Here is a 15760-nt window from a genome sequence, read left to right on the forward strand (position 1 = left end):
TGAGAATTTCAATTTTTAGCGGCTTTGGTATCTGTAAAATCGATATCGAGTGCAGATGAATCTGATTTTTTTGCCGGAGTCACGGCTGTTCAGGCTCAGTCCTAGCGGGGGAGGTGCTGGCGGGCCCGCAGCCGGCTCTGATCTCTGGCGATGTCGATGAACTCGCGTGCGGCCCAGTCAAGGCGCGAGCCGCGCCGCCACACCAGACCGATGTCGATGGCGGGGATGGGCTCCTTGATGGCGCGGGCCTCGACCCGCTCCTGCTCCAGCGACGGGGGGCGGTAGGCAAAGTCCGGCAGGAGGGCGAGCCCGAGCTGGCTCGCCACCAGGCTGCGCACCGCTTCCACCGAGGCGGTACGCAGCACGATGCGCGGCGAGATGCCGTAGCGGCGCAGGCCGCCGCCGATGATCTGGTCCAGCTGGTCGGCGGTCAGCGAGATCATGGGCTCCTCGCCGAGCGCCTTGAGGGAGAGGGTCGACTCGGCGCAGAGGGGGGGTTGGCGGCGAGCCAGACCCGCAGCGGCGAGCGGGTCAGCAGCTCGGTATCGAACGCCTCCTGGCGGATGGTGCGGTTGGTCATCAGGATCCCCACATCCACCTCGCCGTTGACGATCTGGTGTTCGAGATAGGGCTGCTCATCCTCCTTCACCTCGATCTGTACCGCCGGGAAGGCGCGGTGAAAGCGGCCGAGCGCTTCCGACAGGTAGTAGCCAGCAACCAGGGGGGTTACGCCTATGGTAAGCCGCCCCTGATCCTGCTGGGCCACCGCCTTGAGGGAGTGGCTGGCTTCGGTCATGGCGCTTAGGATGCGACGGGCGTGCAGCAGAAACTGGTGGCCCTGGGTGGTGAGGCTGACGCCGCGCGGGTTGCGCTCGAACAGGGCGGCGCCGAGCTCGGTCTCCAGCTCGCGGATGGCGCTGGTGACCGCCGACTGGGAGATGTGCAGCTCGGCGGCTGCCCGGCTCACCGAGAAGCTGTCGGCCACCGCCACGAAATAGCGGATCTGGCGAAAGGTGAAGTTCATCTGGGCGTCCTGCCACGTGGGATCAAGGTGGGTGCCAGCTTAACCTCGAATCGCACCCAGACAAAAGGCGCCGTGATGGCGCCTTTGTCGTTGTTTTTACGGAAATTAGCGGGTTGTCACCGCCTCTGTGACCGGTACACGGTTCACTCCCTTGCCCAGATAGGCGAGGGTGATGGTCACTATGATGCAGGTGAAGCTGAGCCACATGTAGGGCAGGTAGTCGAGGGTCGCTACCCCGAGGACCCCTGCCATGAAGATGCCGTTGTCGCTCCAGGGCACCATGCCGCAGGTGAGGGTGCCGCCAAACTCGGCGTTGCGGGAGAGGTTCTTGCGCGCAAGCCCCAGTCTGTCGTAGTTCTTGGCCATGATCTTGGGGGTCAGGATCAGCGATACATACATGGCGGAACCGAACACGTTGGCCAGGAAGGCGGTGCCGATGGTGTGGCTGGTCAGGCTGCCGGCGCTGTTGATGCGCTTCTCGAAGGCGCTGGCGATCACTTCCAGGATGCCGACCTTCTCCAGCAGACCGCCGAAGCCCAAGCCGAAGATGATGACGGCCACGGAACCCAGCATGGACTCCATGCCGCCACGGCCCAGGATGTTGTCGATGAAGTCGACGCCTGAGGTGATGGCAAACGGGCTGTAGGCGGAGTGCATTGCCTTCACCGGATCCATGTCCTGGAAGACGATGGCCCAGACAAGACCCAGCAAGGCGCCGAAGCTTATCACCGGGAAGGCGGGCTTGCGGTTGGCCAACAGGCCCAGCACCAGCACAACGGGCACTATGGCCATGGGGGTGATGTTGAACTGCTTGTCGAGGGCGTCCATCACCAGATTGACCTGCTCCAGGCTGACGTTGCCGGAATACTGCATGCCGACCACGGTGAACAGGGCGGCGGTGATGACGTAGGAGAACAGGCTTATGGGCAGCATCCCCTTGATGTGTTCCATCACGTCGACGTTGGACATGGTAGAGGCCAGCACCACGGAGTCGGAGAGCGGGGAGAGCTTGTCACCGAAGTAGACTCCGGAGAGCACGGCACCGGCTACCAGCGGCGCGGGTACCCCCAGGCTGTGGCCTATGCCCATCATGGCGATGCCGGCGGTGGCCGCCGAGCCCCAGGAGGTGCCGGTGGCCAGCGAGGTGAGAGAGCAGATGATCAGGGTCGCCAGCAGGAAGATGGAGGGGTGTATCACCTTGAGGCCGAAGTAGATGATGCTGGGGACGATGCCGCCGGCAATCCAGGTGCCCACCAGAGCACCGACGGAGATCAGTATCAGGATGGCCCCCATCCCCTTGGCGACGCCGTCGACTGCCGCCTGCTCCAGGGATTTGTAATCGTGGCCGAGCTTGATGCCGAGTCCCATGATGACGAACCAGGCGATGAACAGTGCCAGCTGGATTGGCAGATCCAGCACGCTGGTGAAGGAGAAGGCCAGGGCCAGGAAAATGGCCAGGCAGGCAAATACTTGCGACATACCCGGCAATCGGATGTGGTGTTGTTGGTTTTGCATAGACGCTCCCTAAACTCTTGCTCGCCAAGGTCAGCCCCTCTCGTCCTGCGGATGTGTCGATCCCGAGAGGCTTACCAAAAGAGGGCGCAATCTACCATAAAGCAGAGGTGTAAAATCCCTGCTCATTCGGCAAAACAGCTTTAAAATTTTAAAATCCCACAAAATAGTTGATCTAATCGGCATTTTTCACTGTTCAATCGACACCGTTTGATAGCCGGAGATCCATAGGCAAGTTCGATTGCAGATGACAACACCAAAGATGATAATAGTTATCATTAATCTTTTTCGGACCAATGCCAATGAACTGGATAGCACGCGCTCTGCTCTTGGCCGCCCTTCTGGCGGTGCTGGTCTGGGGTCAGGAGAAGGAATACGGGTTCTGGAGCCTGGGGTTCTTGCTGGCTGCCTGGGTCATGCTGGAACCCAGGCTGAGACCGGTGTTGATCCTGCTGCCGGTTGCGGGAATGACAGGGGTCGTCACTCTGCTCTGGCAGCAGGGCTGGCATTAAGCCTGGCGAGTGGGGACGGCCTGGATCTTGTCGTAGGCCTGGCGCAGGGAGGCGATGACCTTCTTCTCCATTTCGCTGCGTTCGGCGTCTGTCGTGAAGTAGATCATGTCGACATCGTGGCGGATGTAGTGGGAAGGAAGCTGGTTGAGTGTCAGGCAGCAGAGGTCTGCCAGCTGATAGGGGGTCAATGTTCGAGCCAACCCCTGTTTTTCTATCTCCTTGAGCACCAGATGCTCATAGAAGTTGTGAATATCGGTATCCAGGATCATGGGAAAACCCCCGTGGTGGCGCAGCATCTTCAACAGCATAGCCATGGGGCATGAAAACACAAAAGGCCCCTTACTCTCGTAACGGGCCTTTGCAGAATGATGGTGCGAAGAGAGGGACTCGAACCCTCACATCCGTGGGACACTAACACCTGAAGCTAGCGCGTCTACCAATTCCGCCACCTTCGCACACTGATTTTCTCCAGCTGGTTTTTAAATGCGGTTGGAGCGCATTTTCTGTGTTTTACATGCCAGAAGCATGGTGCGAAGAGAGGGACTCGAACCCTCACACCCGGGGGGCACTAACACCTGAAGCTAGCGCGTCTACCAATTCCGCCACCTTCGCACATCGGGTTATCAGTCTGGATTTACATGCTGTCTGACAAAAGCATGGTGCGAAGAGAGGGACTCGAACCCTCACACCCGGGGGGCACTAACACCTGAAGCTAGCGCGTCTACCAATTCCGCCACCTTCGCACATCGGGTTATCAGTCTGAATTTACATGCCGTCTGATAAGAGCATGTTGCAGTATGGTGCGAAGAGAGGGACTCGAACCCTCACATCCGTGGGACACTAACACCTGAAGCTAGCGCGTCTACCAATTCCGCCACCTTCGCATCACTGCGGTGGGGGATTCTATAGAGTTTTGGGGGGGCGTCAACAGCCAAAGGGGACTTTTTTCGCTGTTGACGGATAAAGGCGTGCCAAGGGCACAAAACTTCAGCAATCGGCGTCAGACGGTGGCCAGCGCATCCTGATACATCTGTTCGTACAGGATGACGGAGTCTGCCCAGTCGAAGCGGGTGTTCATGGCGTGGTGCTGCACACGGGCAAAACGTGCCGGCTCCTGCAGATAATGGAGCAGGCTGCGGCGCATGGCATCGAGCAAGGTGCTGGCAGTGGGATCGTTGAAGCAGAAACCGGTCGCGTGCGTCGGGTCGGCATCCCAGTCCACGACGGTATCTTTCAATCCGCCGACAGCCCGAACCAGGGGCAGGGTGCCATAGGCCAGACTGTACATCTGGTTGAGCCCGCATGGCTCGAACAGAGAAGGCATCAGGAAGAAGTCGGCGCCGGCCTCCACCAGGTGGGCCAGACGGTCGTCATAGGCATTGATGAAGGCAAACTTGTCGGGATGCTGCTGGGCAATGCTTTGCAACTGGGCGGCGAGAGAGGGATCACCGGAGCCCACGATCACTACCTGGACCTGATGTTGCAAGAACTTGTCCAGCGCCGGGATGAGCAGGTGTACTCCTTTCTGCTCGGTCAGTCGACACACCATGCCATAGATGGGGAGGTTGCCGACGGGGAGCCCCGTCTCCTGCTGCAGGATGCGCTTGCAGGTGTGTTTGCCATCCAGGTTGTCGGCATCATAGGTGGCGGGCAACAGAGGATCGAAGGCGGGATCCCAGTCCTGATAGTCACAGCCGTTGAGGATGCCACGCAGGTCAGCAGCCCGCTGCTGGAATACGCTGGCCATGCCGTGAGCGCCCAGGTGCGTCAGCAGCTCGCTGGCGTAGTTGGGGCTGACCGCATTGATCTTGTCTGCGTAGAGCACACCGCACTTGAGCAGATTGATGTGACCATAGTCGTAGTTGATGCGCTGCTCGTAGTCGTGGATTTCCGGCACGGCCCAGAACTGCTGGCGATCGAATACCCCCTGAAAGGCCGCGTTGTGAATGCTGATGACCGACCGGGTGCGCTGGAAGAAGGGGTTGTGGGCATGACGGGTTTTCAGCAGCAGCGGCAGCAGACCGGTGTGCCAGTCGTTGCAGTGGGCGATGTCGGGAGCGAAACCCAGCTGTTCGCACGCATGCAGGGCCGCCGCGGCCAGAAAGGCAAAGCGTTCACCGTTGTCGGGATAGGCCTGGTTGTTCTCGGCATAGAGCTGGGGGCGGTCGAAATAGTGCGGGCAATCGAGCAGATAGACGCAGATCCCGTCCAGTTCCAGCTGATGGATGCGATAGCTTATATCACTGCGATCCTGGGGGGTGGGGAGCCAGCGCGAGGCGAGGAGGGTGGCCTCGTCCCGGCGCTTGATGGTCTTGTAGAAGGGCATAATGATGCGCACATCGTGCCCCTGACGGGCTAGATGCTGCGGCAGGGCCTTGGCCACATCCGCCAGGCCCCCGGTCTTCACCAGCCCCTCAACCTCCGAGGCTACAAACAGGATTTTCAGTGGGTTAATAGCCAACTCTTGCTCCCTTAGGTACCACGACGATACCGCCTTCGGATACGGTAAACCGCTCTCTGTCATGGTCCAGATTCTCACCGATCACGGTGCCGGGTGCAATTTCAACGTTTTTGTCGATGATGGCGCGGCGAATGGAGCAACCTTCGCCGATTTTCACATCCCCCAGCAGCACGGATTCACTGATGTGGCTGCAGGGGCCTATGTTGCAGCGAAATCCCAGTATGGATCGCTGGATCTGGCTGCCCTGAATGAAGCAGCCACCGGAGATCAGGGAGTTGGCGATCTTGACCTTGCAGTCGTCGGTATCGATGAAGGTGGCGGGGGGCAGGGGCGGGTAATGGGTGTGCAGCGGCCACTTGCGATTGTAGAGAGAGAAGGGGGCATCGTCGGCCACTAGGTCCATGTGTGCCTGCCAGTAAGAGTCGAGCGTCCCCACATCGCGCCAGTAGACGTTGGGCTTCTCGCCCGGGATCACGTTGGTGCTGTAGTCGTAGACATAGACGGGGGCACGGGGGAACAGGCTGGGAATGATGTCCTTGCCGAAATCGTGACTGGAGTTCTCCTCGGCGGCATCCCGCTTGAGCTCCCGATAGAGGGCCTCGGTCTCGAAGATGTAGTTGCCCATGGAGACCAGGGCCTGGGTGGGGTCGCCGGGGATGTGTTTCGGGTGACGGGGCTTTTCTTCAAAGCCAATCATGCGCCCTTCCTGATCCACCTCGATCACCCCGAAGGCGCTTGCTTCCTCGATGGGCATGCGCAGTGCCGCGACGGTCAGGGCGGCCGCTTTCTGCTTGTGAAAGCTCACCATCTGGCTCACGTCCATCTTGTAGATGTGATCGGAGCCGAAGATGCAGACGTGCTCGGGGTCGGAGATCTCGATGAAGCGCAGGTTCTGGTAAATGGCGTCTGCGGTGCCGTCATACCAGCGTTTGCCCATTCGCATCTGGGCCGGAATGGGGTCGATGAAGCGATCCGTGATGCCGACGATGTTCCAGCCCTTCTTCATGTGCAGGTAAAGGGACTGGGACTTGAACTGGGTGAGTACATAGATGCGCAGGAAGTCGGCGTTGACGAAGTTGTTGAGCACGAAGTCGATCAACCGGTAACTGCCGCCAAAGGGTACGGAGGGTTTGCTGCGGGTGGTGGTCAGCGGTTGCAGTCGGGTACCTTCACCGCCTGCCAGTATCATGGTGAGTATGCCTGCCATCGTCGTTCTCTCCCTGAGATCATGATGTTGAAAAGGTTTTCATGTTGCTGCGAAAAAAAACACCCCTAAAGGGGTGGTAAACGTTTTCTTGGTACCTTAACAGATCCCGTCTGGCACTCTCTACTTGTTTTATTACAACCGTTGCACTTCTTTAAGCTTTGCTCAGATACACCTTGAATTTGGCATCGCCCGCGATCACCTCGGTCTGTTTGAAGTGCGCATCGAGTATAGGCTGGTATCGCAGGAAGGCATTGGCGACTATGGTCAGGGCGCCATTTGCGGTCAGGTACTCAGGTGCCTTTGCCAGGAAGGTTTCGGTGGCGGCGTAGAAGGTCTTGAGCCCGGCATGGAAGGGGGGATTCGAGACAATCTGTTGGAATGTTTCGGCAATGTCGGAATAGACATCGGAGGCATGAACACGTCCGCTCAGACCGTTGACCGCCAGGGTTCGGCGGCTGGACTCCAGTGCCAGGGCATTGATATCCACCATGGTGACAGCCAGGGCCGGGTTGCGCTTGGCCAGCACGGAACCGATGACGCCGGCGCCGCAGCCAAAGTCGAGCAGCTTGCCCGTCACGGGGGGGAGGCTCGCCAGCAGCATCTGGGTGCCGAGATCCAGGCCGTCTGCACTGAAGACCCCGGGCAGGGCCATGACGGTCAGGGTGGTGTCGCCCGCCTGGCACTCATAGCGACTGAACCAGGCGTCCAGCTCGAAGGGGACAACCGGTTTGTCGAACGTGCCGTGGTAGAGAGAGCAGCGGCGCGCAGAGTCGCGTTTGATCGGTTTCTCGCCATAAGGTGCCAGCAGCTTGTCTGCCCCGTTGATGCCGCCCCGGTTCTCGCCGGCGAGGAACAGGTCGGCCCCGCTTGCGAGCTGCGGCGTCATCATGGCCAGCAGGTATTGCGCCTCGGCCTTGGCCTTGGGCATCAGCAGCAGCAGGGCATCGAATCGGGGGGCGCCACCCAGCTGGTGATCGAACAGGATGGCGTCTCCCAGAACGGCCTGCTGGGTGCGGTAATAGCAGTAATCCGTGGTGAAGACGGTCAGGCTTTGTGCCAGCTCGGCCAGTTGACGAGGATAATCATCCTCCAGGGCACCGCACACCAACAGCCGCTTGCCGACAAAGAGGGCTTGGTTACGTTCCAGCATCTGACTGACGGCACTGACAGGACGGCTCATTGGGTCTCTCCACGCATTTTTGGGCGGCCATTATACATGGCCGCTTTCGCCTTGACATTTATGCCGTGTTCCCGAAATATGCCCAGACGCCTTATTTACCCAGAGATGATGCAATGCGGTCATGCGTATCGAAACGAAAGCATAAACACAGCCTGACAATCGGGCCTGCTGGCGTGCGCGCGTAACCTCTCATCCCTGAGACGATTCAAGCCCCGGTAGCGACTCCCGTACCGGGGCTTTTTATTGACCAATCCATCTGTTTAGGAGAAGGAAATCCCATGTTTCAAGGTTCGATAGTTGCCCTGATCACCCCATTTCGACAGGGCCAGCTGGACGAGGCCGCACTGGCTCGCCTGGTGGAGTGGCACATAGAGCAGGGAACCCATGGTATAGTGCCGGTCGGCACGACCGGGGAGAGCCCGACCCTGACCCACGATGAGCATTGCCGCGTGGTGGAGCTGGTGGTCAAGCTGGTGGCCGGGCGCATTCCCGTGATCGCAGGTGCAGGCTCCAACAACCCGGTTGAAGCCATTGAATACACCCGCTATGCCGAGCAGATGGGGGCGGATGCCACCCTGCATGTGGCCGGTTACTACAACCGCCCCAATCAGGAAGGGCTCTATCACCACTTCAAGGCGGTGCACGACGCCACCACCAAACCCATCATCGTCTACAACATTCCGCCCCGCGCCATCGTTGACGTGCAGCCGGCGACCCTGGCCCGTCTGGCCGAGTTGCCGCGCATTGCCGGCGTGAAGGATGCCACCGGTGATCTGGCCCGCCCCTGGGTTGAACGCCAGCTCATCAAGAAGCCGTTTGCCTGGCTCTCCGGTGAAGATGCCACCGCCGTGGCCTACAACATCGGTGGTGGCCAGGGTTGCATCTCGGTGACGGCCAACGTGGCCCCCAAGCTGGTGGCCGAGGTGCAGAACCTGGCGCTGGCCGGTGAGTGGCAAGCTGCCCGCGAATTGCAGGACAAGCTCATTCCGCTGCACCAGGCCATGTTCGCCGAGCCGAGCCCCGCAGGGGCCAAGTATGCGGTCTCTCTGCTGGGTCTGTGCAGCGAAGAGTGCCGTCTGCCGGTGATGCCGCTCTCCGAGGCCACCCGCGAGCGCATCCGCAGTGCCATGCAGGCATTGAATCTGTTGTAAAAACTGGGCTCTGGATCTCGCTTTTGATTGCCCGGTCAATTAATGGCCGGGCTTTGCCGATATACTCGCTTGGATACAACCAAGGATGATTTGGCATGGAAGAATGGGATCCGGAGCACTTCACCAGTTTTGAACATCTCTGTGAAGTGACCTTGTCTGCGGTCAGGGAAAAAACAGAGGCTGAACAGATCTATCTGTGGCTGCGTGCTCCGACGCCCCAGCTCTATCACTATCGCCCGGAACAGGGTCTGCTCTGCCTGAGCGCTGACGTCCTCTCTTCCCTCGAGTTGCCCATCCTCTTCATCGAACGTTCCCTTGCGCTCGGCCAGTTGCTGGTGGAGCCCATCGCGCCGACCCGTGCCATCTGGGAGCGGGAGAGCGTCGAACCCGAGATCCCGCGCCTGCGCGCCAGCTTCCCCCTCAAGCGTCACAAGGGGCTGGAGGCCGTGGTCTATCTGGAAACCCGCCGTCGTCTCGATCGCCTGCCAAGACGCCAGCAACAGAGCATCCAGCTGCTCATGCATTATCTCGCCGCCGAGCTCGAGAGTCGGCGACTCGCGGGACAGGTGGATCTGGAGCGGGATCAGCGGCTCCACACCCAGGCAGACCTCGTGCGCAGCCAGGCCCTGCAGGACTCCTTCCTCAGCATGCTGCAGGCGCTGCATCAGGTGGGGGTCAAGCTCTCCCGCTGCGAGAGCGAGGATCGTCTGCTGCACGACGCGGTGGCACTGGCCCGCCAGGAGTTGCAGTTCGATCGCATCGCCATCTTCCTGACTGACAGTGAATTCAAGACCATGCACGGTACCTGGGGTACCAACGAGGCGGGTGAGCTCATCGACGAGCGCCATTTCATCAGCCCCATTCCGGATCACCCCACGGTGCAGGAGGCGCTGCGTCGCAAGGACTATGTCCTGGTGCTGGAGGACACGCCTCTCTATTACGAGAAGCAGGAGGTGGGTCGCGGCTGGAACGCCATGGTGTCGCTCTGGGACGGGAGTACCCCCATCGGCTGGATCGCCGCCGACAACCTGCTCTGGCGGCGCCCCCTCAAGGCGTATCAGAGCGAGATCTTCAAGCAGTATGCCGCCGTGCTCTCCCAGTTGCTGATCCGCCAGCGCACCCAGGAGAAGCTTGAGCGCTTCAATCGGGAGCTGGAGCTGAGGGTGCAGGAGCGGACCCGGCAACTGGCCGATACCAACCGGGCGCTGGAGGAGGCCAACCGGCGCCTCTCTCTGCTGTCTCTGGAAGATCCCCTGACTGGCATCGCCAACCGCCGCCAATGGGACATCACCATGGAACGGGAGTGGGAGCGGGCTCGCCGCCATCAGGGCGTGCTGGCGGTGCTGATGATCGATGTGGACGAGTTCAAGTCCTACAACGATCACTTCGGCCACGGCAAGGGGGATCAGTGCCTGCAGCGGGTGGCGGCACTGCTGCAGGACACCGAGCGGCGGCGCACCAACCTGGTGGCCCGCTATGGGGGGGAGGAGTTTGTCATCCTGCTGTGTTCACCGCAGCCGGGAGAGGCGGAGCGGCTGGCGGAGCAGATCCACCACGGCCTTGACGCCTTGCAGATTCCCCATCCGGCCTCCCGGGTGGCGGCGACACTCACCGTCAGCATCGGGTTCAGCTATCTGGTCCCGTCATCGGACAAGGAGTGGCAAACCCTGACCGAGCAGGCGGATCAGGCACTCTATCACGCCAAATCCCAAGGGCGGGCCTGTACCCTGGCCTATCGCTGACACCTGCGTGGAGGCTGCCTGCCCGGCATCAGATCCATGCTGATCTGTATACGTGCGGGCTTTCAGATCCACGCCGCCCTGTATAAATGAGGTGGCAAGCGTTTCTCGCCATCTGGCGCATGGCGATGCGCCCGCGCTCTGGCTAGAATGGGGGCCCATTTTTCACAGACAGATCCTGCACCATGACCCTATCCGGATTTCAAGGCCTGGTTTTCGACCTCGACGGCACTCTGGTGGACTCCATGCCCTTGCACCTGGCCGCCTGGGAGCACACCGCCCGCGAGTTTGGCTTTCGGTTCGACGCCGACTGGTTTTATGAGCTGGGAGGCATGCCCAGCCGCAAGATAGCCCTGCTGGTGGCCGAAGTGCAGCAGATCGCGCTGGATCCCCTGGTGGTGACACGCTGCAAGACCGAACACTATGTCGCCAACCTGCACAAGGCCACCTCCTTCCCGGCCATGCTGGATCTGGTGGAACGCTATCACGGCCGGATCCCCATGGGCATAGGGACCGGCTCTCCCCGTATCAATGCCGAAGCGGTGCTGCGTAACACAGGGCTGGATCGGTATTTCCCCGTGGTGGTCACCGCCGACGACGTGGAGCTGCACAAACCCCATCCAGACACCTTCCTGCTGGTGGCGCGACGCCTGGGGGCCGAGCCCGGTCAATGTCTGGTGTTCGAGGACACGGGCATAGGCGCACAGGCCGGTGAAGCGGCCGGCATGCAGGTCTGCATGGTCAGAGAGGGAAAACCGGTCGGGTTGACCTACTGAGTAACGAAGACGAGCGGGTTAACAACCTGCTCGGGAGAGAAGCCCCACTCTCATACGGGACAGGCGAAACATGAGAGTGGGGAGCAGATGTCACTGGCTGACGCAGCGACACCGTCAGGATGGGCGGGGGCGAGATTTACTGCTCGCTGCCACCACCCTGGTTGTCGTCATAACGGCTGGGTGCGCCATGGGGGCGCGGCGCCATGGAAACCCGTGGCTTGCGGGCCCGCTGGATGCTGACGGCAGGACGGCCGGAGTGCATGGCAATGGTGGAAATCTTGGCCTTGTAGACCAGTTGCTGATTGCCATGGGCATCGGTCAACAGCACGCTGTACTGGTCAAAACCGCTGATGGTCCCCTCCAGCTTGATGCCGCTCACCAGGAAGATGGCGACCTGGCTACGGTTTTTGCGCAACCAGTTGAGGGCAGAATCTTGCCCGTTCCCGAGGGAGAAGGCCTGCTCGATAGTGGAGTAGCTTGGGGATTCGGTTGTCATAAATTATTGTCCCGCGGAAAAAAAGTGGCGTTTGATTGTGCTAAATGGTCACTGCCTTGTCAAAGTCATTCTCATCCCCGCCGCGGATGGTGCAACGACAGGGCTGGTGGGCGTGGGCAACAGCTGCAATAATTGGCGGTTCTGGCCCCGTGGCGGGCCTCACGCTGGGGTCTCAATTTGCATCCGGTTTCACACCAACATCCAACCACCTATACCCATGACGCAACGGCGTGCGAAGAGTGTGACCTGCTGGTGCCGGCCACCGAGCTGGCCGTGGGGGAGACGAGCAGTTGTCCGCGCTGCGGCCATACCCTGACTCGTCATCTGCCGGAGCAGGAGCGCAGGCCCATCGCCTATGGCTTTGCCGCCCTTATCATGTTCGTGCTCTCCAACGCCTTTACCTTCATGTCGTTCTCGGCCAAGGGGGTGGGGCAGGAGATGACCTTCCTGCAGTGCATCACCACCCTGGTGGATCAGGGTTACCTGTTTCTGGGAGTGGTGCTGAGCCTGACCCTGATCGGCCTGCCGCTGGTCTACATCGGTTCCATCATGCTGGTGCTGTGGCGCCTCGACAATGATCTGCACAGCAAGGCCCTGCGCTCCCTTGGCCGCCTGCTGTGCCGGATCAAGCCCTGGCTGATGGTGGACGTCTTCCTCATCGGTGTGCTCATCTCTCTGGTCAAGCTGATGGGGATGGCCGACATCAAAATGGGGCTGTCGTTCTGGGCCTTCGTTGGCTACACCCTGCTGCTCATCAAGATGATCTCCTCTCTGGATCGGATGTGGCTGTGGCAGCGACTGTTCGGGCCGACCGCCGCCCGAGAGGTGGATCCCGAGGCCAGCGCCCTGGCGTCCGGGCTGGTGGGGTGCCACATTTGCGGCGCCCTGAATGAGGGGGATGCCCATACCTGCGTGCGTTGCGGCGATCACCTGCACCAGCGCAAACCGGGTGGCCTGAACCGCACCTGGGCTCTGCTCGTCACCTCGATCATCCTCTATATTCCCGCCAACCTTTACCCCATCATGGATACCGTCTTTCTGGGGGATGACAGTCCCTCGACCATCATGGGGGGGGTGGTACTGCTGTGGGCCATGGGGTCCTACCCCATCGCCGCCGTCATCTTCTTCGCCAGCGTGGTGGTACCCCTGGTGAAGATCCTGGCGCTGCTGTGGCTCTGCTTTGCGGTGCAAAGTGGCCAGTCGGCCTCGCCGCTGCGCAAGCTCAAGCTCTATCGCATGACCGAATTTGTGGGGCGCTGGTCGATGATCGACGTCTTCGTGGTGGCCATCCTGGCCGGCCTCATCCGCCTGGACAATCTGATGACCATCTACCCTGGCCCTGCGGCCGTCGCCTTTGCCGGGGTCGTACTGGTCACCATGGTGGCTGCCATGAGTTTCGATTCCCGCCTGATCTGGGATTTACAACAAGGAGAACGCGAACGTGAGTGAGCGTAAGACAAGGTGGAAACCGGGCTCTGATTTCATGAGTTCGGCTGCCGCTATCTGGATGGTGCCCTTGCTGGCCCTCTTCATCGGCGCCTGGATGCTGTTCCAGCACTGGTATTCACAAGGGCCGAGCTTCACCCTGACGGTGGCGACCGCCGAGGGCATAGTGGCGGGCAAGACGGTGATCCGTTCTCGTGAAGTGGAGGTGGGCCGTATCGAGACGGTGGAGCTCAGCGAGGACTATAGCCATGCCGTGCTCAAGGCTCGCCTGACCAATGCCGCCGCCGGCATGCTCAAGAAAGACAGCCAGTTCTGGGTGGTCAAGCCCAGGGTCGGGCGTGAGGGCGTTTCCGGTCTTGGCACCTTGCTCTCCGGTGCCTATATCGAGCTTTCTCCCGGCAAGAAGGGCACGGCGCGAAGCGAATACGCCATGCTGGACAGGCCGCCCCTGGCATCCCTGGATGCCAGGGGATTGCGGCTATCCCTGTCCAGCCGGGATGCCAACGCGCTGGGCGCGGGTTCCCCCATCAGCTATCAGGGATTCACCATCGGTCAGGTCGAAGAGGCCAAGTTCCTGCCCGAGAAGAGCGAGATGCAGTACCAGCTCTTCATCAACGCGCCTTATGACGTCCTGGTGAGCAGCAACTCCCGGTTCTGGTTGACGCCCGGCTTCGAGGTCTCCATGAGCAGCGAGGGGATGAAGGTGAAGATGGACTCGCTGGAGAGCCTGATCAACGGCGGCATCACCATGGGGCTGCCTCCCGGCTGGTTGCCGGGGGAACCGGTGAAACAGAACGACGAGTTCGTGCTGTTCAAGGACGAGGAGAGCGTGCTGGCCGGTAGCCTGGATCAGTTCATCGACTATGTCTTCCTGTTCGACAATGATGTGGGCGGGCTGCATCCCGGCGCGGCGGTACAATATCGCGGCATCCGGGTCGGTACCGTCATCTCGGCTCCCTATCTCATCGACGACAAGGGCGTCCAGCTGTTCAAGAGCCGGCAGATCCCGGTGTTGGCGCGCATCGAGGTGCAGCGTCTCTCCCACCGTTATGCCAATGCGGAGAAGGAGCAGTGGCGGGCCCTGTTCAACAAGCAGTTCAAGGAAGGGCTGAGGGCCCGCCTCAAGACCGCCAGCCTGCTGACGGGGGGCAAGGTGATCGATCTGAACTTCTATCCGGATGCGCCAGTCTATCAGCCGCTCAAGATGGCGGGCTATCAGGTCTTCCCGACCGCCCAGGCCGGGCTGGATCAGATCGAACGCAAGGTGAACCTCATCCTCGACAAGTTCGTCGACATGGACATGGCCACCACCCTCACTCAGGTCAACAGCACCCTGATGACACTGGACAAGACGCTCAAGCATGTCAGTGCCGTGAGTGCGAATCTGGAGCAGTTTACCGGTCAGCAGTCGACCCAGCAGTTGCCGGCCTCCCTCAACCAGAGCCTCAAGCAGTTGCAGGAGACGTTGCAGACCTATGATGCCGGTTCCCAGACCAATCAGGAGCTGCGTCAGTCGGTGCAATCACTCAACCAGCTGATGAGTGAGTTGCAACCTCTGGTCCATTCACTGAACGAGCAGCCGAGTTCGCTGATCTTTGACCGCGCTCGTCCGCGGGATCCCGAGCCCAAGCGAGGAAAATGATGAAAAAACGGATGTTGACGCTGGCCTTGCTGGGCCTGCTGGCGGGATGTGGCAGTGCGCCGACGACGCTGCATTACTATTCGCTGGATGCTGACACGGCGCCGTCGAGTGTCACCACGGCGCAGCCGCAGCACCAGTTGGTGCTGCGCCCCGTCGCCCTGTCCGGTCAGCTTGACCGGATGAGCCTGGTCTATCAGCTGGAGGGCAAGGAGTTGCACTTTGCCGAGTACCATCGCTGGGCAGGTTCCCTCGATGCCCAGTTGAACCAGTTGACCCTCAATGGCCTCTCCAGCCGCTTGCCTGGCTGGGTGGTGCGTCAGGACGGGGCCCGCAAGGGGCCTGTGCTGAGCATCTCGGTCGAGCGTTTCCAGGGGCGGCACGACGGCCGCGCCCTGCTCAGCGGTCGCTGGCGCCTGCTGACGGAGGAGGGGGTCGTGTTGAGAGATGTTCCCTTCCAGCAGGAGCGGGTGCTGCCTGCCGATGGGTATGGCGCCCTGGTGAACGAGCTGGGACAGGGCTGGCAACTGTTGCTCGATCAGATTGCGGCGGATGTACGCACGCGCATCTGAGGAAGCATAAAAAAAGACGGGAGGCCATGGCCTCCCGTTTTGTTT

Annotated in this window: 12 protein-coding genes, 4 tRNA genes and 2 pseudogenes; 7 read left to right on the forward strand and 11 right to left on the reverse strand. The window is 60.6% G+C overall.

Features of this window, described 5'->3' with window-relative positions:
• Positions 1 to 101: 101 nt before the first annotated feature.
• Positions 102 to 1024 (reverse strand): annotated as a pseudogene (locus tag AB5Y54_RS20520) (LysR family transcriptional regulator).
• A gap of 105 nt (positions 1025 to 1129) precedes the next feature.
• Positions 1130 to 2539 carry a Na+/H+ antiporter NhaC gene (nhaC, locus tag AB5Y54_RS20525; RefSeq protein WP_263308339.1) on the reverse strand — a complete coding sequence of 470 codons (1410 nt, stop codon included), beginning with the start codon at positions 2537 to 2539 and terminating at the stop codon, positions 1130 to 1132.
• A gap of 299 nt (positions 2540 to 2838) precedes the next feature.
• Here nhaC and AB5Y54_RS20530 point away from each other — a divergent pair, with 299 nt between their 5' ends.
• Complete coding sequence (locus AB5Y54_RS20530; protein ID WP_010675758.1) at positions 2839 to 3048, forward strand: hypothetical protein; 210 nt, start codon at positions 2839 to 2841, stop codon at positions 3046 to 3048.
• Here the strand turns inward: AB5Y54_RS20530 and AB5Y54_RS20535 are convergent.
• The 8 genes and pseudogenes from AB5Y54_RS20535 to rsmC form a co-directional block, all read right to left on the reverse strand.
• Positions 3045 to 3317, reverse strand: coding sequence for a late competence development ComFB family protein (locus AB5Y54_RS20535; protein WP_029314828.1), 273 nt, complete (start codon positions 3315 to 3317; stop codon positions 3045 to 3047). The genes AB5Y54_RS20530 and AB5Y54_RS20535 overlap by 4 nt on opposite strands.
• 100 nt (positions 3318 to 3417) lie before the next feature.
• Positions 3418 to 3503: transfer RNA gene (locus AB5Y54_RS20540), tRNA-Leu, on the reverse strand.
• 71 nt (positions 3504 to 3574) lie between these two features.
• Positions 3575 to 3660 (reverse strand) — tRNA-Leu (locus tag AB5Y54_RS20545).
• Positions 3661 to 3705: 45 nt separating this feature from the next.
• Positions 3706 to 3791: transfer RNA gene (locus tag AB5Y54_RS20550), tRNA-Leu, on the reverse strand.
• A 55-nt stretch (positions 3792 to 3846) separates the two neighbouring features.
• Positions 3847 to 3932 (reverse strand) — tRNA-Leu (locus AB5Y54_RS20555).
• 116 nt (positions 3933 to 4048) lie between these two features.
• Positions 4049 to 5509 carry a glycogen synthase GlgA gene (glgA, locus tag AB5Y54_RS20560; RefSeq protein WP_039040607.1) on the reverse strand — a complete coding sequence of 487 codons (1461 nt, stop codon included), beginning with the start codon at positions 5507 to 5509 and terminating at the stop codon, positions 4049 to 4051.
• A pseudogene (glgC, locus tag AB5Y54_RS20565) lies at positions 5499 to 6719 on the reverse strand (glucose-1-phosphate adenylyltransferase); the annotation flags it as partial. The gene glgA and the pseudogene glgC, both read right to left, overlap by 11 nt.
• A gap of 148 nt (positions 6720 to 6867) precedes the next feature.
• Positions 6868 to 7896: a 16S rRNA (guanine(1207)-N(2))-methyltransferase RsmC gene (rsmC, locus tag AB5Y54_RS20570; protein ID WP_368154267.1), complete on the reverse strand. Its 1029-nt coding sequence runs from the start codon at positions 7894 to 7896 to the stop codon at positions 6868 to 6870.
• 278 nt (positions 7897 to 8174) lie between these two features.
• On the opposite strand from rsmC, the gene dapA reads away from it, so the two are divergent.
• The 3 genes from dapA (at position 8175) to AB5Y54_RS20585 (ending at position 11562) form a co-directional block, all read left to right on the forward strand.
• Positions 8175 to 9047, forward strand: a complete 873-nt coding sequence (gene dapA, locus AB5Y54_RS20575; RefSeq protein WP_039040606.1) for a 4-hydroxy-tetrahydrodipicolinate synthase — start codon at positions 8175 to 8177, stop codon at positions 9045 to 9047.
• A 95-nt stretch (positions 9048 to 9142) separates the two neighbouring features.
• The gene (locus AB5Y54_RS20580; RefSeq protein WP_041213957.1) at positions 9143 to 10789 is read left to right on the forward strand and encodes a diguanylate cyclase; all 1647 of its coding nucleotides are present in this window, start codon (positions 9143 to 9145) and stop codon (positions 10787 to 10789) included.
• A 182-nt stretch (positions 10790 to 10971) separates the two neighbouring features.
• Positions 10972 to 11562, forward strand: coding sequence for an HAD family phosphatase (locus AB5Y54_RS20585; RefSeq protein ID WP_103261522.1), 591 nt, complete (start codon positions 10972 to 10974; stop codon positions 11560 to 11562).
• A 136-nt stretch (positions 11563 to 11698) separates the two neighbouring features.
• Here the strand turns inward: AB5Y54_RS20585 and hfq are convergent, their stop codons facing one another.
• Positions 11699 to 12058 (reverse strand): RNA chaperone Hfq, encoded by a 360-nt coding sequence (gene hfq / locus AB5Y54_RS20590; RefSeq protein ID WP_039040603.1) that lies wholly within the window; start codon positions 12056 to 12058, stop codon positions 11699 to 11701.
• A 177-nt stretch (positions 12059 to 12235) separates the two neighbouring features.
• Between hfq and AB5Y54_RS20595 the strand changes: the two genes are divergently transcribed.
• From AB5Y54_RS20595 to AB5Y54_RS20605, 3 genes are read left to right on the forward strand one after another with little or no spacing between them, the layout of a single operon-like run.
• The gene (locus AB5Y54_RS20595; protein ID WP_368154268.1) at positions 12236 to 13507 is read left to right on the forward strand and encodes a PqiA/YebS family transporter subunit; all 1272 of its coding nucleotides are present in this window, start codon (positions 12236 to 12238) and stop codon (positions 13505 to 13507) included.
• Entirely contained in the window at positions 13500 to 15146 is a 1647-nt protein-coding gene (gene pqiB, locus AB5Y54_RS20600; RefSeq protein WP_109422421.1) for an intermembrane transport protein PqiB, read from the forward strand. The genes AB5Y54_RS20595 and pqiB overlap by 8 nt, the downstream gene beginning before the upstream one ends.
• Positions 15146 to 15715 carry a membrane integrity-associated transporter subunit PqiC gene (locus AB5Y54_RS20605; RefSeq protein WP_010675747.1) on the forward strand — a complete coding sequence of 190 codons (570 nt, stop codon included), beginning with the start codon at positions 15146 to 15148 and terminating at the stop codon, positions 15713 to 15715. The genes pqiB and AB5Y54_RS20605 overlap by 1 nt, the downstream gene beginning before the upstream one ends.
• The last annotated feature ends 45 nt before the right edge of the window (positions 15716 to 15760 follow it).

The sequence above is a fragment of the Aeromonas sp. s9 genome, from assembly GCF_040907765.1.
Taxonomy (GTDB): domain Bacteria; phylum Pseudomonadota; class Gammaproteobacteria; order Enterobacterales; family Aeromonadaceae; genus Aeromonas; species Aeromonas caviae.

Coding starts and splice junctions, on each gene's coding strand:
- nhaC (WP_263308339.1), bottom strand. CDS start 2,539: ATGCAAAACCAACAACACCACATCCGATTGCCGGGTATGTCGCAAGTA.
- AB5Y54_RS20530 (WP_010675758.1), top strand. CDS start 2,839: ATGAACTGGATAGCACGCGCTCTGCTCTTGGCCGCCCTTCTGGCGGTG.
- AB5Y54_RS20535 (WP_029314828.1), bottom strand. CDS start 3,317: ATGATCCTGGATACCGATATTCACAACTTCTATGAGCATCTGGTGCTC.
- rsmC (WP_368154267.1), bottom strand. CDS start 7,896: ATGAGCCGTCCTGTCAGTGCCGTCAGTCAGATGCTGGAACGTAACCAA.
- dapA (WP_039040606.1), top strand. CDS start 8,175: ATGTTTCAAGGTTCGATAGTTGCCCTGATCACCCCATTTCGACAGGGC.
- AB5Y54_RS20580 (WP_041213957.1), top strand. CDS start 9,143: ATGGAAGAATGGGATCCGGAGCACTTCACCAGTTTTGAACATCTCTGT.
- AB5Y54_RS20585 (WP_103261522.1), top strand. CDS start 10,972: ATGACCCTATCCGGATTTCAAGGCCTGGTTTTCGACCTCGACGGCACT.
- hfq (WP_039040603.1), bottom strand. CDS start 12,058: ATGACAACCGAATCCCCAAGCTACTCCACTATCGAGCAGGCCTTCTCC.
- AB5Y54_RS20605 (WP_010675747.1), top strand. CDS start 15,146: ATGAAAAAACGGATGTTGACGCTGGCCTTGCTGGGCCTGCTGGCGGGA.